Genomic DNA, 19,755 nt, shown 5'->3' with positions numbered 1-19,755 from the left:
TTATGATTCGCCCTGGATCAGCTGGGTCAGCTCATCAACATACTCCTGCATTGGGCGTGGATGATGATCACGGCGGCTTTCAATATTCAAACGCAATAATGGTTCAGTATTGGATGCACGCACATTAAAACGCCAGCTACCAAAATTCAGGCTCACGCCGTCGGTCTGGTCAATTTCAGGTTTCTGCTCGGCATAATGATCGAAAAGTTTCTGGATGGTTGCTTGGGTATCTGCAACTTTGAAATTAATTTCACCTGAACATGGGAACTTGGCGATCATTTCTTCCACGAGAGAAGATAAGGATTTTCCTGTTTCAGATAGTACAGCCATAGCCAATAACCATGGAATCATGCCGCTGTCACAGTAAGCAAAATCACGGAAATAATGATGGGCACTCATTTCCCCGCCATAGGCTGCATTATGTTCACGCATGACATCTTTAATGAAGGCATGACCTGATTTTGATTGGACGGTAATCCCCTGATACTGCTCCACGACATCGAGCGTATTCCAGACCAGACGCGGGTCATGCACAATTTTTTCACCGGACTGCTTCAGCAAGAATGCCTGAGCCAGAAGGCCAACAATATAATAACCTTCAATGAACTGACCTTTTTCATCGAACAGGAAGCAGCGGTCAAAGTCGCCATCCCAGGCAATGCCCATATCCGCACCATGCTGAATGACCGCATTACGGGTGCTATCACGGTTTTCAACCAGAATTGGATTGGGGATACCATTCGGGAAGTTACCATCGGCCTCATTGTGAATTTTGACAAATTTAACCGGGATCTGTAGCTGTTGAAACTTCTGTTCAAGCGCATCCACCACATGACCTGCGGCACCATTACCGGCATTCATCACCAGTTTCATCGGGCGGATTTTTGCCGGATCGATATAGGTCATCAGGTGATCGATAAACTCTGGCAGGATATTATATTTTTCAGTATGACCTTTTTGGCTAACTTCAATGAATTGTCCCGATTCTGCCAAGGCCTGAATTTCTTTTAAGCCTGTATCTGCACTAATCGGACGGGCATTTTCACGCACCAGTTTCATGCCGTTATAGTCCATCGGATTATGGCTGGCAGTGACTTCAATTCCACCTTGTACATCGAGGTGGAAGGCCGCGAAATAAACTTCTTCAGTCCCGGTCATGCCGAGATCCAGCACATTAACCCCGGCATCATTTAAACCGCGAATGGTCGCCTGTTTTAAACCTTCACTGCTGAGTCGAATATCACAGCCAATGACAACTGTTTTAAGCTGATAGATCTGTCCATAAGCACGGCCAATTTTATAGGCAATCTCTTCATTGAGTTCGCTACCCAGTTTGCCGCGAATATCATAGGCTTTGAAGCAAGTCAGTTTTGTCATTTAGAGGCTCTCCATTTAGAAGAAAAAAGGCCGGTTTCCCAGCCTCGATTCAATTTTAATTATTCTACAGTAACCGATTTTGCCAGGTTGCGTGGCTGATCCACATCCGTACCACGTAGCACTGCCACATGATAAGAGAGTAACTGCACCGGGATGCTATACACAATCGGTGCCAGTACTGCATTTACTGATGGAATATGTACCACGTGCTTGCGCTCTTTGGCTTTAATGCCACTGTGTTCATCAGCAAAAACAAACAGTTCACCACCACGTGCCTGAACTTCTTCCATATTGGATTTCAGTTTGTCCAGCATGTCATCTTGTGGCGCCAGAATCACCACCGGCATGTCATTGTCGACCAGTGCCAATGGCCCATGTTTCAGCTCACCTGCAGCATAACCTTCAGCGTGAATATAGGAAATTTCTTTCAGCTTGAGTGCACCTTCCAGAGCGATCGGGAAATGCGTACCACGGCCCAAAAACAGGCAATGCTGCTTCTCAACAAACAATTCAGAGAGACGTAAAATTTCATCGTCATGACGCAAGGTATCCAGAATCACTTTAGGCGTATGCCAAAGTTCTGTGGTGATCTCCGTCATTTGTTCTGTAGAAATAGTATTTTTCACAGAACCGATTTTGAGTACCAACAGCATCAATGCAGCAAGCTGGGTGGTAAAGGCTTTGGTTGAAGCCACACCAATTTCAGGGCCTGCCAGTGTCAATAGACTATGCTGAGTTTCACGCACCATCGAAGAGGTTGCTACGTTACAGATGGTCATCGTAGTGATGTCCAGGCCTTTAGCTGCCGCACGTTTTTGTGTATCACGTAATGCAGCTAAAGTATCAGCAGTTTCACCGGACTGGGAAATACATACATATAGCGTGTTGTTCACAATCACCGGAGTGCGATAACGGAACTCGCTGGCAATCTCGACCTGGCAAGGCAGGTCAATCAGCTGTTCAAACCAGTATTTGGCAATCATGCCGGCATGATAGCTGGTACCGCAGGCAATAATCTGGATTTGCTGGATTTTTGCAAAGTCTTGTTCTGCACTGGCAAGAAAATCTTCACGCAGGTCATTGCCATTTAAAGCTTGGGAAATGGTCTGTTTGATCGCTTCAGGCTGCTCATAAATTTCTTTGAGCATGTAGTGCTTGTATTCACCTTTAGAAGCATTGCTGACGGCAGCATCCAGTTCCTTGACCGGACGATCGACAAGTTGACCATCGACAAAGACTTCAATCGTGGTACGGGTCAAACGGGCAATATCACCTTCTTCCAGGTAGATAAAACGGTTGGTAATCGGTAGCAGAGCCAGCTGATCAGAACTAATAAAGTTCTCGCCAATACCGACACCAATGACGAGCGGAGAACCTTCACGTACGGTAATCAGCTCATCCGGGTGGTCAGTATGTACGATACCCAGTGCATAGGCACCTTTCAGTTGTGGAACCACCTGGCGTACAGCTTCTAACAGGCTCGGGGTAGATTTCAGCGCATCATTGATCAGATGGGCAACCACTTCAGTATCAGTCTGTGAGGTAAACACATAGCCTAAAGCTTCAAGATCATCTTTCAGTTCTTGGTAGTTTTCGATAATCCCGTTATGGACCACTGCTACATTTTCAGAAATATGCGGATGGGCATTTTCTTCAGTCGGTTTGCCATGGGTGGCCCAGCGTGTATGCGCAATGCCGAGTGAACCGCTAATCTGGGATTCATTCACAGCCTGTTCAAGGTTTGCAACCTTACCGACACGGCGTTCACGTAGGACTTGGCTGTTGTTAATGAGTGCCAAACCTGCTGAATCATAACCACGGTATTCCAGGCGTTTTAAGCCTTCAATCAAAATATTGGTAATGCTACGTTCTGCAATGCCACCAACGATACCACACATATTTGTTCCCCTTATTTCTTGATTTTTTGCGGACGTGGATAGTTTTCTTTGGCAAATTGCTTAGAGCGCTCTACTGCCAAACTGTTGTCTTCCACATCACGGGTAATCGTTGAGCCTGCACCCACTGTGGCACCGTTGCCAATTCTCACAGGTGCAACCAATGAACTGTTCGAGCCAATGAAGGCCTGATCACCAATAATCGTTTTAAATTTGTTCGCACCATCATAGTTACATGTAATGGTTCCTGCACCGATATTAGAACCGGCACCGATTTCAGCATCACCCAGATAGGTAAAATGGTTGGCTTTAGAGCCTAGACCAATCGTAGTATTTTTGACTTCAACAAAGTTGCCGATATGTACTTCATTGGCCAGTTGTGCACCTGGACGCAGTCGTGCAAAAGGTCCAATTTGGGTATCTTCCCCAACGACGGCGCTATCAAAAATGCTATATGGCTGAACCTTGGTGCCAGCTGCAATCTTGGTATTCTTGATAATACAGCCGGCGCCAATTTCAACGTTGTCGCCCAGCTCGCAATCACCTTCCATAATCACATTGATATCAATACGGACATCCTGACCGACAGTTAAATTGCCACGCAGGTCAAAGCGGCTTGGATCAATCAAATGTACGCCTTGCTGCATCAGCTGTTTTGCTTGATAAGCCTGGAACTGACGCTCTAAAGCAGCCAACTGCACACGGTCATTTACCCCTTCAACTTCAAAAGCCTGCTCAGGTTCTACCGATGCAACTTGCATACCATCTGCCAAAGCCATCGCGACAATATCAGTTAGGTAATATTCACCCTGCGCATTGTCATTGCTTAAATTTGGCAGCCATTCATGTAATTTAGCATTGCTGACGGCATAAATACCGGTATTGATTTCCTTGATCTGACGCTGCTCTTCAGAGGCATCTTTATGTTCAACAATCGCTTGAATCTGATCATTTTCACGCACGATACGTCCATAGCCATTGGCATCAGGCAGAGTTAATGTCACTAGGCCGATACTAGTTGTTGCTGTCGCATCGAGTAATTTTTGCAAGGTCACAGGATTAATGCAGGGTACATCGCCGGAAAGAATCAGCGATACGCCGTCGTGAGGCAGGACAGGCAAGGTCATCTGCACCGCATGGCCGGTACCCAGCTGTTCAGCCTGTTCGACCCATTTAATCTCTTGTTGTGCAAATGCTGTTTGAACCCGGTCACCACCATGACCATAAATGGTAATAATATTATCTGCGTTTAATTTTTTTGCCGTTTCAATGACATGACCCAGTAAAGGACGTCCTGCAAGGGGTTGTAATACTTTCGGTAAGCTTGAACGCATACGCGTGCCTTTACCTGCAGCAAGAATAATAACAGTCGTTGACATGTTCTAATCCTAAATATGGCTTATGCCACGGTGAAGTAAAAATAAAGCAAAATACAAAGAGCCGCCCAAAGGCCGGCAATAATGTCATCCAGCATGATGCCGAAGCCACCAGCCACTTGACGATCAATCACCCTGATCGGCCAAGGTTTCCAGATATCAAATAACCTGAACAGGGCAAAACCGACGAGCAACCATAACCAGTTCATCTGGCCTAAGTAGATCAGGGGCAAAAATGTGATGGATTGTCCGGCAAATTCATCCCAGACAATGCGTCCATCATCATGAACCCCCATGACTCTAGCAGTATGCCCGCAGATATATATGCCAACCAGGGACATGATGGCAATGGCAAAAACACTGTTTAGAAAACCAAGATGCAGCCAAATGGGAATAAATAAAAGTGCAAAGGCCGACCCAAAGGTACCGGGTGCTTTAGGTGCCAGACCGGAACCAAAACCAACCCCACTAAAGACAATCAGTCGGTCGATCCATGACATGGCTTTAAAATTAATCGCAGGTTTATGCAAAATGTTGATACCCATTAAATTGAAGTGAATGATCTACGCCATCTTTTTCAAAAGTTAAGCCGTGTTGCTGCTGAATTGTGCCGATTATACTAATCGAAACATCAAGTTGTTTTTGCAATAATTTTTCGTAATTTTGCGGGCTTATTGTAAAGCATAATTCGTAATCGTCGCCACCAGCGAGGGCATATTGCCATTTTTGCTCATTGTTTAAGGCATGCAGGGTAGGACTGATCGGTAAGTTTTCGAGTTGCAGCTTTGCACCGACTTGAGAAGCTTTGAGAATATGTCCAAGATCTTGTGCCAAACCATCCGAGATATCAATCATGCTATGCGCCAGACCTTTTAGGGCGGCACCGAGCTGACAACGTGGCGTTGGATAGTCCAGACGTTTTTGTAGTGGATGACCAAGATGCTGTAGTGCAAAAGCTGCATCACCGACAGTTCCACTGACACAGATCAAATCACCCGGTTTTGCACCTGAGCGTGTAATGGCTTGACCAATGTCCACCCAGCCTAATGCAGTAACAGACAGGGTTAAATGAGGACTTTGAGTGGTATCACCACCGATTAAGTTCACGCCAAATTGATCACAGCAATCGTACAGACCCTGACTAAAAGCTTTTAGCCAGTCATGATCAATTTGGGGTAGGCTCAATGCCAGAAGAATACTATGCGGTTTTGCACCCATCGCGGCAATATCGGAAAGATTAACAGCAACCGATTTCCAGCCAATGGCATGCGGATTTGTATCGAGAGGAAAGTGTCGTCCGGCAACCAGTGTATCGGCACAGATGACCAGTTGTTGCTGAGGCGGAGGGGTGAGCAAGGCTGAATCGTCACCGACGCCTAAATCGACAGAATGGGTATTCTTGCGATTGAAATAGGTGTCGATAATCGAAAATTCAGCCATACAACAATTCGACTTTAATTAGTTGGCTTGTTGCTTTTCTGCTGCACGTAAAGTTGTCGCTAAACGATCCAATACACCGTTGATGTATTTGTGGCTATCGGCACCGCCAAAATGTTTAGCCAACTCGATCGCTTCATCTAGAACGACGCGATATGGAATCTCAAAATGTTCTTTAAGTTCATATGCACCAAGACGAAGGGTCGCAAGCTCAACACCATCCAGTGCTGAAAGTTCGCGATCGAGTACCGGGATTAAGAGCGCATCCAATGCTTCATGATTGGCAACCACTTGAGTCAACAATTCATGATAATAGCTCAGATCCACTTTGTGCATGGCATTTTCCACACGCGTACGTGCTTCAATCTCATGCACCGGATTGTGGCTCATTTGCCATTCATAAATTCCTTGTACAGCAAAGCGACGTGCTTTACGTTTTGCTGCATAAGTTGCTTGAAGTGTTTGCGACATAGCGTTAAATAGCCTTTAACAAGTTAACCATTTCAATCGCAGTCAGGGCAGCTTCGCTACCTTTATTGCCTGCTTTTGTTCCAGAGCGTTCAATCGCTTGTTCAATACTGTCCGTAGTGAGTACACCGTTAATGACAGGTAAGCCAGTGTCCAGGCCAACCACGCCTAAACCTTTGGCACATTCGCCTGCAACGAAATCGAAGTGAGGCGTGCTACCACGAATCACGGCGCCAAGCGCGATGATGGCATCGAAACGATCTGAAGCTGCCAGTTTTTTCGCAACGACAGGAAGTTCCCAGGCACCAGGTGCATGAACAACAGTAATATTATCCTCTGATACACCATGACGTTTCAATGTATCAATGGCACCTTCTAACAGATGTTCAACCACAAAGCTGTTAAAACGACCAACTAAAATCGCATAACGGTCTTCGTTCGCGAGATGTAACATACCTTCAATACGGCGAACTGCCATAACAACCTCGATGATTTCTTAAGATGTTTGTTGTGCGGTGATGTATTCTACCACTTCTAAGTTAAAGCCTGACAGGGCATTGAAACGCAATGGAGAGCTCAGCAGCTTCATTTTTTCAACGCCTAAATCACGCAAAATTTGTGCACCCACACCAATGGTCTGATACTGCTGAGACAGTGCAGAATTTGATTTTACATTTTTTGGTGCTTTAAGGTTATCTAATGCTGGACCCAGGTCCTGTAAATGGTGTTGGCCAATCCAGACCAGTACACCACGATCACTGTTGGAAATTTCTTTCAAGGCACGATCCAGGTTCCAGGCCGGTTCGCCATCCTGTTTTTTCAGTTTGAGCAAGTCGCGGGTCGGGTTAAAACCATGTACACGCACTGTGGTCACGCCATCTTTAGGCTCACCTTTGACCAGGGCCAAATGAATATCCGGGTTGCCCAGTTCACGATAGCGGTACAGGTCAAAGCTGCCGTATTCAGTATCAATACTTTGCTGATCAATACGCTCAACCGTCTGTTCATTGGTCATGCGGTAATGAATCAGATCGGCAATAGTACCGATTTTCAGGCCATGCTTTTCAGCAAACACTTCAAGATCCGGACGGCGCGCCATGGTGCCATCTTCATTGATGATTTCACAAATGACTGATGCTGGTTCCAGTCCTGCCAAACGGGAAAGATCACAACCTGCCTCAGTATGTCCGGCACGGTGCAAGACACCGCCTGGTTGCGCCATCAGCGGGAAGATATGTCCTGGCTGTACAATATCTGCCGGTTTGGCATGAGCAGCCACAGCAGTTTGAATCGTGTGCGCACGTTCAGCCGGAGAAATACCGGTAGAAATACCTTCAGCCGCTTCAATCGACAGGGTGAAATTGGTCCCATGCTGGGCACCATTGGCATCCACCATTAACGGCAGATTCAACTGCTGGCAACGCTCTTTACTTAAAGTCAGGCAGACCAGACCACGTGCGTGGGTGATCATGAAGTTGATGTCTTCAGGACGTACGTGCGTGGCAGCAATCACCAAATCGCCTTCATTTTCACGGTCTTCATCATCCATCAGGATGACCATTTTTCCTGCACGGATATCTGCTACAAGCTCTTCAACAGTATTGAGCGGCATCAACCTTCACCTTCTTTTTTGATCTTGATCAGACCGAATCATGACATTATTGGGTACATAGTCTAACGCTTTTTGCGCAATTTTGCCTATGCTTATTGCTTTCCCTCTAGTGGTTCATTGTTATACACAGTCTTGATAAACATGAAAAGCCGACTTTAAATGAAAGCCTGGGCTTTATGCAGGTTTTTTGAGCAATTAAAAAGCATAAAAAATGAGAAACTTAGGTGAAATCAACATAAGCTCAGACATTAAGGTGTTTTCAGAAAGTATTTTAATTTATTGTCAGTCATTCAAGGGAATTCTAGACGAACAATGCTGGAAAATTTTACCTAGTATTAAAATTTTTAAAAAATATTAGGTTAAAAGCGGACCGAAGCCCGCTTTTAATCATCAGATTGATTAGAAAAAACCTGCCGGTTTGGTTGAATAGCTCACCAACAGATTTTTGGTTTGTTGATAATGATCCAGCATCATTCTGTGATTCTCACGTCCAATGCCTGATTTTTTATAACCGCCGAAAGCTGCATGCGCAGGATAGATGTGATAACAGTTGGTCCAGACCCGGCCGGCCTGAATGGCACGGCCAGCACGGTAGGAGGTATGCGCTGAGCGTGACCAGACACCGGCGCCGAGTCCGTAAATCGTATCGTTGGCAATCTTGATCGCATCATCAAAGTCTTTAAAAGTGGTCACAGCCAGTACAGGCCCGAAGATTTCTTCCTGGAAGGTCTTCATGTCATTGGTACCTTTAAAGATGGTCGGTTCAATATAGAAACCTTGACCGACTTCCTGACGTGCTTCACCACCGGTCAGGATCTGTGCGCCTTCTTCACGGCCAGTGGCAATACAGCCCAGAATCTTGTCCTGTTGTTCCTGAGAAGCTTGCGCGCCAATCATAGTGTCAGTATCCAGTGGATGTCCGGTTTTAATGCGTTGTACCCGTTCTACTGCACGCGCCAGAAATTCATCGGCAATGCTTTCCTGTACCAAGGCACGGGAAGGGCAGGTACAGATTTCACCCTGGTTCAGGGCAAACATGGCAAAGCCTTCCAGAGCTTTGTCCAAATAGTCATCTTCCTGATCCATGATGTCAGCAAAGAACAGATTCGGGGATTTTCCGCCAAGTTCCAGGGTCACCGGAATAATATTTTCGGTGGCATATTGCATGATCAGCTGACCTACTGCAGTTGAGCCGGTAAAGGCAATCTTGGCAATGCGTGGATTGGTCGCCAGTGGACGGCCGACCTCAACCCCGTAGCCATTGACGATGTTCAACACGCCCGACGGTAAAATATCCTGAATCAGTTCAGCCAGTACCAGAATACTGACCGGAGTCTGTTCCGCAGGTTTCAGCACAATACAGTTACCCGCAGCCAGGGCAGGTGCCAGTTTCCAGGCAGCCATCAGAATCGGGAAGTTCCAGGGAATGATTTGTCCAACTACACCAAGCGGTTCATGAAAATGATAAGCAATGGTATCTTCATCAATTTCGGAAATGCCACCTTCCTGAGCCCGGATACAGCCGGCAAAATAACGGAAATGGTCAATGGCCAGTGGAATATCGGCAGCCAGCGTTTCACGGACCGGTTTGCCATTGTCCCAGGTTTCTGCCACCGCCAACATTTCCAGATTTTGTTCCAGACGATCTGCAATTTTCAACAGAATATTGGAGCGGGTGGTCGGCGATGCTCTGTTCCATTGTTCTTTGGCTTTGTGCGCTGCATCTAAGGCCAATTCAATGTCTTCTACAGAAGAGCGCGGTACTTTGGTAAAGACTTTGCCATCTACCGGAGAGATATTGTCAAAGTATTCACCTTTGACCGGAGCGACCCATTCGCCGCCAATGAAATTATTGTATTGTGCTTTAAATTGAATTTTTGAACCGTCAGTATTGGGGTCTGCATAACGCATAATCTATTCCTTTATATGATTGTTAGTGGTGCAGGTCGAGCGCATGTTGCCGATCAAAAAATATAGGCGCTTCTGCATTCAGCTCTACTATAAAGAGGGAACAAGACGGACGGTTGTTTGTTTACAGGCTTGCTACAAAAGACAATATTTGGAGACAAGCGGTAGAATAATAAAAATTATAAATTCTCAAGCCTTAAATTTAAAAACAATGAGTTATAGTGGTTATAAAACATCGAAAGATTGGCATATTTTCAATGCACTTGATTACATTTCGACCTAGTCATGATTCAAAAGAAGCCAGGCAAGAGAAATGAGGGTAAGTTTCATTTCTTCTTCCGCATTTATCTAAAGTCCTTTGTCATGCAGCCATTGAAACAGTTGCTGATAAACCTGCTTACGCACAGATTGCTCTGAAAGTACCAGATCATGTAAACCGTTCTGAATACTTTGAACCGTGACATCGCCTTTAATTTTTTTGGCATATTTCTGAATGTCTTTAATGCCTAGAATTACATCGCTGCTCTGTGCGGCTTTGCCCCATTTTTTAGGATATAAGGTCTGATGCGAATGCATGATCAATACCGGAATATCGAGCTGAACACCGCGATGAATTTCTTTCTGTGCCTCATGAATGGCACGAATAAAACTGATCCGAACCATCGGGTAGCGGGTCTTTTTCCAGTCCAGACTGAAGTCCCATTCGCCTTTTAAATCCTTATGAAGGCTGGTGGCATACCACTTGTTCAGCTCGCTTGGAAATTTAAGATTGGGAAAAATTTTAGCCAGTCTGCTCAATTGCGGGATGCCGAGCGCGCGCTTGATCGGATTCATGTTGAAGTCATAAAACGGACTGTTGACCCAAAGCGCTTTGATTAAAGGATGCTGCGGATGATGTGCCGCATACAAGGTTGTGGTCAGGCCACCGGTAGAATGACCACAGAGCAGGGCAGCATCGTGGCCCTCAGCTGCTATAATGTCGAGGGCTTGGGTAATTTCTGCATCATATTCAGCCAGGTCATAGACGTTATAATATTTTTGATGTGGCAGAATCGAACGTCCGTACTTTCTTAAATCCAGCGCATAAAAATCAAACCCATGCTGATTAAAGCGCTCTGCCATTTCGGTCTGAAAAAAATAATCGATAAAACCGTGAATATATAAAACTGCTTTTTTTGTGGGTTGGGCTGCTTTTTTACGGATCAGGGTTGCTACGACTTTGCCCTCATAATCATCGGGAAAGTTTAAGATCGATTGTTCATAGCCTGTCCCCAAAATATCGGGCTGATAAAGCGGTTGCAGTTCACTCATTCTTATACTCGTTGGTCTTATTAAATTTATGCTTTATCCTTGATGAGCTGAGGTTTTTTGTCAAACAGAACTTGTTGCCGATTTAAATTAAAAAATACGAATACGGGTTAATTTTAGAAACCGTCCAAAACCTAGGCTGAAAATAGGTGTTATCAGATTATAAAATCCTGCTACAAGTATTATAAATTTGCTAAATGACCCAAGAGGCTAAAATCAGGATAAGCTATATAAAATAACGAGAGTGATGTCATTATTTTGGCAGAACTGCCGAAGATTGATTAGATGAGTTAAATAATGCCCAGAGAAAATTTGAACAGTAAACGCCCTTTATATATTCCTTATGCTGGAAATACTCTGCTAGAACTCCCACTACTCAATAAAGGCTCTGCATTTTCTGAAGAAGAGCGCAGAAGCTTTAACTTGCATGGCTTGATTCCTCATGTCACCGAGACGATTGAGGAGCAAAGTCAGCGTTCTTATCAGCAGTATTGTGCTTTCAGCAGTGATATTAACAAGCATATTTATTTGCGGAATATTCAGGATACCAATGAGACCCTGTTTTACCATCTGATTGAAAATCACCTCAGTGAGATGATGCCGATTATCTATACCCCGACTGTGGGTGAGGCATGTCAGCGCTTTTCTGATATTTATCGCCGTCATCGTGGGATCTTTATTTCCTATCCTGACCGTGATCAGATCGATCAGATTATTCACAATATCAACAAAAAAAACGTGAAAGTGATTGTGATCACAGATGGTGAGCGCATTCTGGGTCTTGGAGATCAGGGCATTGGTGGTATGGGGATTCCCATTGGAAAACTGGCACTCTACACCGCATGTGGCGGGATCAGTCCGGCTTATACCTTACCGATTACTCTCGATGTCGGTACCAATAATCAGCAGTTATTGAATGACCCGATTTATATGGGCTGGCGTGAACCGCGAATCAGCGGCGATGAATACTATGCCTTTGTTGAGATGGTGATTCAGGCGATTCAACAGCGCTGGCCAGATGCCTTAATTCAGTTTGAAGACTTTGCACAGAAAAATGCCATGCCTTTACTGGAAAAATACCGTGATCGAATCTGTTGTTTTAATGATGATATTCAGGGCACCGCAGCAGTGTCTGTGGGCAGCCTGATTGCTGCTTCGCGCGCAGCAGGCAAACTGCTCAAAGATCAGGTGGTTACTTTCCTGGGCGCAGGTTCAGCCGGTTGCGGGATTGCAGAACAGATTATTAAGCAAATGGTTGCTGAGGGCTTAAGTGATGCCGAAGCACGCGCACGTGTATTTATGGTCGACCGCTTTGGTCTGATCACTGAGAATCAGCCGAATTTACTGGACTTCCAGCGAAAACTGGCACAGCCGCTTGAAAATGTAGAAAGCTGGGCAGATGCAGAGAGTATGATTTCTCTACTGGATGTGGTCAAACGTGCCAAACCGACGGTATTGATTGGCGTATCTGGACAGCCAGGTCTATTCACTCAGGAAGTGATTGAAGCCATGGCTGAAAACAGTGTACAACCGATTGTTTTCCCTTTATCTAACCCGACTTCCCGCGTAGAAGCTGTTCCGGCAGACATCTTGCAATGGACCAAAGGCAGAGCATTGATTGCAACGGGTAGTCCATTTGCCCCGGTGAATTATCAGGGACAGATTCATCATATTTCCCAATGCAATAACTCTTATATTTTTCCGGGTATCGGTCTGGGCGTAGTTGCTTCAGGTGCAAAACGTGTCACGGATAATATGCTGATGGCCTCGAGTAATGCCTTGGCGGACTGTTCTCCTAAACTCAAGGACCCTCAGGCAGATTTATTGCCGAATCTGGATTGTTTACAGTCAATTTCGAAGCAGATTGCCTTAAAAGTGGCACTTGCTGCGATTGAAGACGGAGTAGCACCGAAAGTCAGTGTAGAAGAATTGCAGCTAGCAATAGAGCATAATTTCTGGACACCGCAATACCGTGACTATCAGCGAATTACCTTTTAATTATATTGGAAATGGACTCTGTATTGTGGCTAGTGGTTTGCTAGCTTGAGTTTATCTGATGCGTTGGTGAAATATAAAAAGCCCTGATCTTTTGATGAGGGCTTTTTATATTGTCGTAGGGGTGGCATGGTCACATCTTGGTTATAAAATCAGAAAGTACTTTAAGAATTTGTTATTGAGTGAAACAAAAATGAAAGGATCATTTAAAAAAATAACATCAACATAAAAAAAGCCCCGATCTTTCGATCAGGGCTTTTTTAGAATCTGGAGCGGGAAAGGAGACTCGAACTCCCGACCCCAACCTTGGCAAGGTTATGCTCTACCAACTGAGCTATTCCCGCGGAGTCTATAAAGTTTTTTAAATGAAAAAACTAAATGAAAAAATTTTGAGCGGGAAAGGAGACTCGAACTCCCGACCCCAACCTTGGCAAGGTTATGCTCTACCAACTGAGCTATTCCCGCGGAGTCTATAAAGTTTTTTAAATGAAAAAACTAAATGAAAAAATTTTGAGCGGGAAAGGAGACTCGAACTCCCGACCCCAACCTTGGCAAGGTTATGCTCTACCAACTGAGCTATTCCCGCATGCCGTGTATAATACAGCATGCAAAAATGTGGTCAACACCTTTGTTAAAAATCTTGCATCAATTGCATAAAATAAAAGCAAAATGCTGTAGACCAGACAATAAATAACCAATATTCATATAAAAATCAATAAATTTTCGCCACAATCAACGGATTGCATCTGAACAGATTACCGAAATACTCGGCAGAACAAGGTATACTGAGACCATATTTTTGAAGATTGGAGTCAGGCCATGAGCTTAGAACAACAACTGAAAGATCGTTTGGCGCAATTATCCCCAACCCATTTGGAAGTGGTGAATGAGTCTTCGGGTCATGGTGGTTATTTCCCGGGAAAAGAATCGCATTTTAAAACCGTGATTGTGAGTCAGGCATTTGCCGGTTTGCGCCCCGTCCAGCGTCATCAGAAAGTTTATGCTGCTGCGGGTGATCTGCTGTCAAAAGACAAGATTCATGCGCTGGCCATTCATGCATTTTTGCCTGAAGAATGGGCAGGTCAGGATACGACCAGTCCTGCTTGTGCACACGCACCTAAAAACTAAGAGGAAATGATGGAAACCCAACTTTTAGTCAAGATTATCCATATGTCGGTAGCAGGACTGGCGATTGTCGCCATTCTTGCCCGTGCCTTGACCTTGTTTGTCGGCACACAGGGAAATATGCCTAATCCGGTAGCACGTACAGCGCTAGTCGCTTTACAGCATTTAGCTATCACGGTGATTGCACTGACCGGTATAGTATCGCTCGTCCTGAAAGACTTTGATGTACAGCCTTGGTTCTATGCCAAAGTCATTTTATTTTTGGTGCTGGTATCCTCGCTAGGCAAAGCCTATAAAAAAGATGATTCGATCTTGTTGTCGCAGCGTCGGGCTGGCTTAGTTATTGCTGTAGTTTCATTGGTGTCTATTCTGGCTTTGGTGATGATCAAGCCGAATTTTGGCTAAAAGCAGGCTGGCTGTGATGATCAGCACAGCCAGTCCATGCAAATAATTAGAAAATACAAATGTTGTAAAAGTAATTAAAAATGTGAGGAGGGGGACATGCGTACACGTGTGGTATTTAATCAAAAGGGTGGGGTAGGCAAGTCGAGTATTACTGTCAATCTGGCAGCGATCAGTGCACATCAGGGTTTAAAAACCTTATTGATTGACCTGGATCCGCAGGCCAACTCTAGCCAGTATGTGCTGGGTGATGATGCGACGTATTCTAGTGACAAGCCGGCACTCGAACCGAATATCGAAAACTATTTTGAAGATGTACTCGGTAATCAGCAAAGCAAGGGCCTGCTCGGCAATGCCATTGGCTCGATTTTAAAAAGTCGTAGCAAAGGTCTGGAAAGCTATGTGCATCAATCTTCTTTTAAACATCTGGATGTTATTCCGGCCAGTCCAACACTGGGTGCATTGGCCCATGCACTGGAGTCCAAGCACAAGATTTATAAGCTACGAGATGCCTTGCAACAACTGTCGGGGCATTATGACCGGGTATTTATTGATACACCGCCTGCATTCAATTTCTTTACCCTCTCTGCTCTCATTGCGGCGAACCGCGTGCTGATTCCATTTGACTGTGATGTATTTTCTAAACGTGCCCTACAGACCCTGATTGAAAATGTCATTGAAACCCAGGATGACCATAATGAAGGGCTGGAAATCGAAGGGATTGTCGTGAACCAGTTTCAGGCACAGGCCAAATTACCGCGTGAAGTGGTACAACAGCTCAAAGATGAAGGCTTACCGGTCCTCGACAGTATGTTGCCACCCTCGATCTTGATGAAAGAATCTCATCAGAAAAATCAGCCTTTGATTCATTTGGCTACTGATCATAAATTGACTCAGGCCTATCAATCGTTGTTCAATGAGATAGAGCAGAATTAAGATCGAGTTAGCTATGAAACTTGTGAAAGTAAGCCTGAGTATTGCTGCACTGGCATTACTGAGTGCCTGTGCAACGCCGGTAAAACCGACTTATGTGTCGCCCACCCTCTATCAGACTTTGGGTTGTTCGCAATTACAGGGTGAATATAATCGTATTCAGCAGTATATCGACAATGGCGTTGAACCACCGAAACGTACTGGCGTCGGTGTGGGCGTTGGTCTTGGCGGTGGTTGGGGTAGTCGCGGTGGATGGGGTATTGGCCCGAGTGTTTCAGTCAATATGGGACAGTCATCCGATACCAAAAGAACCGAACTGGCACGGCTTTTAGGCGAGCAGGAAGCGATTGTACAGGCCGCGCGTTATAAGAACTGTCCGATCATCGTTCAGCAGGCGACGCCTAAATAAATCATTCAACATTAAACGGATAAATGCTGACTTTAGGTCGGCATTTTTTATTGTTTTCATCAAGAATAGGGCAGTTTAAATTAAGATAAAACTCACGGGAAATTGACCAGAGTGTATATAAATCTGAAATTTATAAGCTTGTTATCCCACTCCCATATTGATTAAGCTACAACCTTGGCCCGGAAAAGTTCATTGCGATGATTGAAAATTGGTTATTTGTTTTAGGACTCATTGCTGTGTTGATGGTTCCAGGGCCCGCCAATGCCTTGGTGGCCAGCTCTGCTCATCAGCAGGGGCAGGCTAAAACCAGTCTCTATCTTCCTGCCATTTTGCTCGGCTATTTTTATGCCATTAATGTTTGGGCCTTGTTGATTCATCTGGCGTCACCGATCTGGCCAAACTTTAAAGGCTTGGTCTATGTACTGAGTACCATCTGTGTGGGCTGGATGACCTTGCATTTATATAAGGCTCAGCAGTTAGAACGTTACAGCAAAAACCATCCGCAGATACGTCCCTGGCAAATGTTTACAACTACCCTAAAAAATCCTAAAGCAGCATTGTTGGCCTCCGGGATTTTACCGATGGAAACCTGGCAAAGCCCGACCAACTTCGTTCTGGTTTTTGCTGCCTTTAGCTTGAGTACCGTTCCGGTCGGGATTTTCTGGATGGTCTTTGGTCAGGCCATATTGACCAGTCCATCTGAAAAAATAAAAGCCGGCCTCATTTATAAAGGCGCGGCTTTATTTGTCCTGCTTTGTCTGATCCCACTCCTGATCAGGCTATGGGATTAAACGCACAGGCTGTAAAAAATCTTAATCTAAACAGTTCTTAAGCTGTTTTACTTTTTTTGAGCTTTTGTTGAATAAAGCCAATCACACCTGGCAATACACTTAAAATAATGATGCCAAAAATCAGATAGGTAAAGTTGTCTTTGACGATCGGCATATTGCCAAACATATAGCCCAAAATGACAAATGAGCTAATCCAGGCGAATGCACCTACCACATTATAGGTCAGAAAATATTTGTAATTCATGCTGCCAGCACCGGCGACGAAGGGTGCGAAAGTACGGGCAAAAGGAACAAAACGCGCAAAAATAATGGTTTTACCACCATGTCTGGCAAAGAATTGCTGGGTCGCCAATAAGTGTTTTTTATTGATGAAGCGCGATTCGATCTCGAAAACCCGAGGACCAATATATTTACCAATATGATAATTCAGGGTGTCACCCAGAACTGCCGCAACAAACAAGAGTGGAATCAGCACCCATGGATCCATTGCACCAGTAGAGGCTGCCAGTGCACCTGCTGCAAATAGCAAGCTGTCGCCAGGCAGGAACGGCATGACCACCAGACCTGTTTCTACAAAGATAATCAGGAAAAGAATGGCATAAATCCAGATCCCGTAATTAGTGATAAATTCAAGCAAGTGATCATCAACATGCAAGATAAAATCAATCAGTTCCATGAGCCCAGTACAAGCAAAAGTGTGGTCAAATCCTAACAGCCCGGGGCATGAAAGTCAGTACCAGAAAGTAAAATAATTGAGGCTTCATCCATCTTCAATTAAGCAAAAATTTCTCTTACATATTATCTTCGGATTTTTATAAAAACAGGCTTAATTGGATTAAATCTTGAGCTTAAAAATATAAAAATGACAGACCAATCAAGGCATCCAAAGGGATGCTTTATTCTGCTAGAAATATAATGCAATCAACTAAATGCATACCTCATGCGAATTGTGTGCTTAATGCGCTGAAAAATGTTAGAATACGGCGCTTATCTTTCGTTTGCCTTTCATAGTTGTTCGTCATGACTACCAATACTCAAATTACTGAAGATCGTATCCTGATTCTGGATTTCGGTTCTCAATATAGTCAGCTCATCGCACGTCGTGTCCGTGAAGCTGGTGTATATTCTGAAATGTATGCCTATGATATGTCTGAAGAAGACATTCGTGCATTTAATCCAAACGGTATCATCTTGTCTGGTGGACCTGAGAGCGTTCACCTTGAGGGCAGCCCGCGTGCGCCGCAAGTGGTATTCGAGCTGGGTGTGCCGGTATTGGGTATTTGTTATGGCCTGCAAACCATGTGCGAACAGCTTGGCGGTAAAGTTGAGCCAGGTACTGTGCATGAGTTTGGCTATGCAGAAGTAGATATTGTTGTACGTGACAAGCTGATCGGTAATTTACAGGACCGTGAAAACCAGCTGCATGTCTGGATGAGTCATGGTGACAAGGTTGCCCGTATTCCAGAAGGCTTCCAGATCACTGCACAGACGCCAAGCTGTCCAATTGCGATGGTTTCTGACGAAACTCGCCGTTTCTATGGTATTCAGTTCCATCCTGAAGTGACACATACTTCTAAAGGTGCAGAATTACTGTCGAACTTCGTGCATCAAATTTGTGGCTGTCGCGGTCTGTGGACGCCAGAACACATTATTGATCTACGTGTAGAACAGCTTCGCCAACAGATTGGTGATGAAAAAGTATTACTAGGACTTTCTGGTGGTGTGGATTCATCTGTAGTGGCAGCGCTGTTGCATAAAGCGATCGGTGATCAGCTGACCTGTGTATTTGTAGACAACGGTTTGCTTCGTTTGAACGAAGGCGATCAAGTGATGCAAATGTTTGCTGATAACATGGGTATCCGCGTGATTCGTGCTGATGCTGAAGAGCGTTTCTTGACTGCGCTTGCAGGTGAAGTTGATCCTGAAGCAAAACGTAAAATTATTGGCCGTGAATTTATTGCTGTCTTCGCTGAAGAAGCACGTAAATTAGATGGCGTAAAATTCCTTGCACAAGGTACGATTTATCCAGACGTGATTGAATCTGCTGCAAGCAAGCAGGGTAAGGCGCATGTGATTAAATCACACCATAATGTGGGTGGTTTACCAGCAGATCTAGCGTTTGAACTGGTTGAACCATTACGTGACTTGTTTAAAGATGAAGTACGTAAATTGGGTACGACTTTAGGCTTGCCACACAGCATGATCTATCGTCATCCATTCCCAGGCCCAGGTCTAGGTGTGCGTATCTTGGGTGAAGTGAAAAAAGAATATGCAGACATTTTACGTCTTGCGGATGACATCTTCATGCAAGAACTGCGTGCCAGCGGCTGGTATGACAAGACTGCTCAAGCATTTGCAGTATTCCAGCCAGTAAAATCGGTGGGTGTAGTCGGTGATGGCCGTCGTTATGCATGGGTGATTGCACTGCGTGCGGTAGAAACCGTGGACTTTATGACGGCTCGTTTCGCGCATCTTCCTTATGATTTAGTCGATAAGATCTCGACCCGTATCATGAATGAAATTGCTGAAGTTTCTCGTGTTGTGTATGACGTATCGTCTAAACCACCAGCAACAATTGAATGGGAGTAATTTAGGGGTTTCGGACAGCACTGCTGTCCGCCTAAATTACGCCAAGCGCTATGCGCGTGGCAGTATCTGGTTTATCAGATATAACCTAATAAAAAAGAGCGCTTCGGCGCTCTTTTTTTGATTTATACTG

General features: G+C 44.8%; 18 protein-coding genes and 3 tRNA genes. 7 read left to right on the top strand and 14 right to left on the bottom strand.

Annotated elements, in window-relative coordinates; all coding sequences use genetic code 11:
• From F894_RS00680 to F894_RS00635, 10 genes are all read right to left on the bottom strand, one after another.
• Positions 1-1,377 carry a phosphohexomutase domain-containing protein gene (locus F894_RS00680; RefSeq protein ID WP_005245380.1) on the bottom strand — a complete coding sequence of 459 codons (1,377 nt, stop codon included), beginning with the start codon at positions 1,375-1,377 and terminating at the stop codon, positions 1-3.
• Positions 1,378-1,436: 59 nt separating this feature from the next.
• Positions 1,437-3,275, bottom strand: a complete 1,839-nt coding sequence (gene glmS, locus F894_RS00675) for a glutamine--fructose-6-phosphate transaminase (isomerizing) (RefSeq protein ID WP_005245379.1) — start codon at positions 3,273-3,275, stop codon at positions 1,437-1,439.
• An 11-nt stretch (positions 3,276-3,286) separates the two neighbouring features.
• Entirely contained in the window at positions 3,287-4,651 is a 1,365-nt protein-coding gene (gene glmU, locus F894_RS00670) for a bifunctional UDP-N-acetylglucosamine diphosphorylase/glucosamine-1-phosphate N-acetyltransferase GlmU (RefSeq protein ID WP_005245375.1), read from the bottom strand.
• Between the two features lie 20 nt (positions 4,652-4,671).
• The gene (locus F894_RS00665) at positions 4,672-5,193 is read right to left on the bottom strand and encodes a phosphatidylglycerophosphatase A family protein (RefSeq protein WP_005245372.1); all 522 of its coding nucleotides are present in this window, start codon (positions 5,191-5,193) and stop codon (positions 4,672-4,674) included.
• Positions 5,171-6,088: a thiamine-phosphate kinase gene (gene thiL, locus F894_RS00660; RefSeq protein WP_005245370.1), complete on the bottom strand. Its 918-nt coding sequence runs from the start codon at positions 6,086-6,088 to the stop codon at positions 5,171-5,173. Before thiL ends, F894_RS00665 begins: the two co-directional genes overlap by 23 nt.
• 18 nt (positions 6,089-6,106) lie before the next feature.
• On the bottom strand, positions 6,107-6,556 hold the full coding sequence (gene nusB / locus F894_RS00655; RefSeq protein WP_005245355.1) for a transcription antitermination factor NusB: 450 nt from the start codon (positions 6,554-6,556) through the stop codon (positions 6,107-6,109).
• 4 nt (positions 6,557-6,560) lie between these two features.
• Entirely contained in the window at positions 6,561-7,031 is a 471-nt protein-coding gene (ribE, locus tag F894_RS00650; protein WP_004280926.1) for a 6,7-dimethyl-8-ribityllumazine synthase, read from the bottom strand.
• An 18-nt stretch (positions 7,032-7,049) separates the two neighbouring features.
• Positions 7,050-8,165 carry a bifunctional 3,4-dihydroxy-2-butanone-4-phosphate synthase/GTP cyclohydrolase II gene (ribBA, locus tag F894_RS00645; protein WP_005245353.1) on the bottom strand — a complete coding sequence of 372 codons (1,116 nt, stop codon included), beginning with the start codon at positions 8,163-8,165 and terminating at the stop codon, positions 7,050-7,052.
• A gap of 399 nt (positions 8,166-8,564) precedes the next feature.
• Positions 8,565-10,076 carry an acetaldehyde dehydrogenase ExaC gene (locus F894_RS00640; protein ID WP_005245352.1) on the bottom strand — a complete coding sequence of 504 codons (1,512 nt, stop codon included), beginning with the start codon at positions 10,074-10,076 and terminating at the stop codon, positions 8,565-8,567.
• Positions 10,077-10,421: 345 nt separating this feature from the next.
• Complete coding sequence (locus F894_RS00635) at positions 10,422-11,384, bottom strand: alpha/beta hydrolase (protein ID WP_005245350.1); 963 nt, start codon at positions 11,382-11,384, stop codon at positions 10,422-10,424.
• Positions 11,385-11,678: 294 nt separating this feature from the next.
• On the opposite strand from F894_RS00635, the gene F894_RS00630 reads away from it, so the two are divergent.
• Positions 11,679-13,379, top strand: a complete 1,701-nt coding sequence (locus F894_RS00630) for an NAD-dependent malic enzyme (protein ID WP_005245349.1) — start codon at positions 11,679-11,681, stop codon at positions 13,377-13,379.
• A gap of 265 nt (positions 13,380-13,644) precedes the next feature.
• Here F894_RS00630 and F894_RS00625 read toward each other — a convergent pair.
• The 3 genes from F894_RS00625 to F894_RS00615 all read right to left on the bottom strand — a co-directional run bounded on the left by F894_RS00625 (position 13,645) and on the right by F894_RS00615 (position 13,962).
• Positions 13,645-13,720, bottom strand: a tRNA-Gly gene (locus tag F894_RS00625).
• Positions 13,721-13,768: 48 nt separating this feature from the next.
• Positions 13,769-13,841, bottom strand: a tRNA-Gly gene (locus F894_RS00620).
• Between the two features lie 48 nt (positions 13,842-13,889).
• Positions 13,890-13,962: transfer RNA gene (locus tag F894_RS00615), tRNA-Gly, on the bottom strand.
• A gap of 233 nt (positions 13,963-14,195) precedes the next feature.
• On the opposite strand from F894_RS00615, the gene F894_RS00610 reads away from it, so the two are divergent.
• The 5 genes from F894_RS00610 (at position 14,196) to F894_RS00590 (ending at position 17,036) form a co-directional block, all read left to right on the top strand.
• A complete protein-coding gene (locus F894_RS00610) occupies positions 14,196-14,504 on the top strand; it encodes a BolA family protein (protein WP_004280957.1) in 309 nt (102 codons plus the stop codon).
• A 9-nt stretch (positions 14,505-14,513) separates the two neighbouring features.
• Positions 14,514-14,906, top strand: coding sequence for a SirB2 family protein (locus tag F894_RS00605; RefSeq protein WP_005245348.1), 393 nt, complete (start codon positions 14,514-14,516; stop codon positions 14,904-14,906).
• Positions 14,907-15,002: 96 nt separating this feature from the next.
• Positions 15,003-15,839: a ParA family protein gene (locus tag F894_RS00600; RefSeq protein ID WP_004280959.1), complete on the top strand. Its 837-nt coding sequence runs from the start codon at positions 15,003-15,005 to the stop codon at positions 15,837-15,839.
• A 13-nt stretch (positions 15,840-15,852) separates the two neighbouring features.
• Positions 15,853-16,245, top strand: a complete 393-nt coding sequence (locus F894_RS00595) for a hypothetical protein (RefSeq protein WP_005245347.1) — start codon at positions 15,853-15,855, stop codon at positions 16,243-16,245.
• 197 nt (positions 16,246-16,442) lie between these two features.
• Complete coding sequence (locus tag F894_RS00590) at positions 16,443-17,036, top strand: hypothetical protein (RefSeq protein WP_005245346.1); 594 nt, start codon at positions 16,443-16,445, stop codon at positions 17,034-17,036.
• Positions 17,037-17,073: 37 nt separating this feature from the next.
• Here F894_RS00590 and F894_RS00585 read toward each other — a convergent pair whose 3' ends face one another.
• Positions 17,074-17,712, bottom strand: coding sequence for a DedA family protein (locus F894_RS00585; protein WP_004644839.1), 639 nt, complete (start codon positions 17,710-17,712; stop codon positions 17,074-17,076).
• A 344-nt stretch (positions 17,713-18,056) separates the two neighbouring features.
• On the opposite strand from F894_RS00585, the gene guaA reads away from it, so the two are divergent.
• Positions 18,057-19,625 (top strand): glutamine-hydrolyzing GMP synthase, encoded by a 1,569-nt coding sequence (guaA, locus tag F894_RS00580; RefSeq protein WP_005245345.1) that lies wholly within the window; start codon positions 18,057-18,059, stop codon positions 19,623-19,625.
• Positions 19,626-19,755: the final 130 nt, after the last annotated feature.

Origin of the sequence: Acinetobacter sp. CIP 51.11 (genome assembly GCF_000369665.1) — a bacterium.
GTDB classification, from domain to species: Bacteria; Pseudomonadota; Gammaproteobacteria; order Pseudomonadales; family Moraxellaceae; genus Acinetobacter; species Acinetobacter lwoffii_S.
This window is presented reverse-complemented; position numbering and strand designations above follow the sequence as displayed.

What these genes read in the sequence shown, in the direction of transcription:
- F894_RS00680 (WP_005245380.1), bottom strand. Translation starts at nt 1,377, where the DNA reads ATGACAAAACTGACTTGCTTCAAAGCCTATGATATTCGCGGCAAACTG.
- glmS (WP_005245379.1), bottom strand. Translation starts at nt 3,275, where the DNA reads ATGTGTGGTATCGTTGGTGGCATTGCAGAACGTAGCATTACCAATATT.
- glmU (WP_005245375.1), bottom strand. Translation starts at nt 4,651, where the DNA reads ATGTCAACGACTGTTATTATTCTTGCTGCAGGTAAAGGCACGCGTATG.
- F894_RS00665 (WP_005245372.1), bottom strand. Translation starts at nt 5,193, where the DNA reads ATGGGTATCAACATTTTGCATAAACCTGCGATTAATTTTAAAGCCATG.
- thiL (WP_005245370.1), bottom strand. Translation starts at nt 6,088, where the DNA reads ATGGCTGAATTTTCGATTATCGACACCTATTTCAATCGCAAGAATACC.
- nusB (WP_005245355.1), bottom strand. Translation starts at nt 6,556, where the DNA reads ATGTCGCAAACACTTCAAGCAACTTATGCAGCAAAACGTAAAGCACGT.
- ribE (WP_004280926.1), bottom strand. Translation starts at nt 7,031, where the DNA reads ATGGCAGTTCGCCGTATTGAAGGTATGTTACATCTCGCGAACGAAGAC.
- ribBA (WP_005245353.1), bottom strand. Translation starts at nt 8,165, where the DNA reads ATGCCGCTCAATACTGTTGAAGAGCTTGTAGCAGATATCCGTGCAGGA.
- F894_RS00640 (WP_005245352.1), bottom strand. Translation starts at nt 10,076, where the DNA reads ATGCGTTATGCAGACCCCAATACTGACGGTTCAAAAATTCAATTTAAA.
- F894_RS00635 (WP_005245350.1), bottom strand. Translation starts at nt 11,384, where the DNA reads ATGAGTGAACTGCAACCGCTTTATCAGCCCGATATTTTGGGGACAGGC.
- F894_RS00630 (WP_005245349.1), top strand. Translation starts at nt 11,679, where the DNA reads ATGCCCAGAGAAAATTTGAACAGTAAACGCCCTTTATATATTCCTTAT.
- F894_RS00610 (WP_004280957.1), top strand. Translation starts at nt 14,196, where the DNA reads ATGAGCTTAGAACAACAACTGAAAGATCGTTTGGCGCAATTATCCCCA.
- F894_RS00605 (WP_005245348.1), top strand. Translation starts at nt 14,514, where the DNA reads ATGGAAACCCAACTTTTAGTCAAGATTATCCATATGTCGGTAGCAGGA.
- F894_RS00600 (WP_004280959.1), top strand. Translation starts at nt 15,003, where the DNA reads ATGCGTACACGTGTGGTATTTAATCAAAAGGGTGGGGTAGGCAAGTCG.
- F894_RS00595 (WP_005245347.1), top strand. Translation starts at nt 15,853, where the DNA reads ATGAAACTTGTGAAAGTAAGCCTGAGTATTGCTGCACTGGCATTACTG.
- F894_RS00590 (WP_005245346.1), top strand. Translation starts at nt 16,443, where the DNA reads ATGATTGAAAATTGGTTATTTGTTTTAGGACTCATTGCTGTGTTGATG.
- F894_RS00585 (WP_004644839.1), bottom strand. Translation starts at nt 17,712, where the DNA reads ATGGAACTGATTGATTTTATCTTGCATGTTGATGATCACTTGCTTGAA.
- guaA (WP_005245345.1), top strand. Translation starts at nt 18,057, where the DNA reads ATGACTACCAATACTCAAATTACTGAAGATCGTATCCTGATTCTGGAT.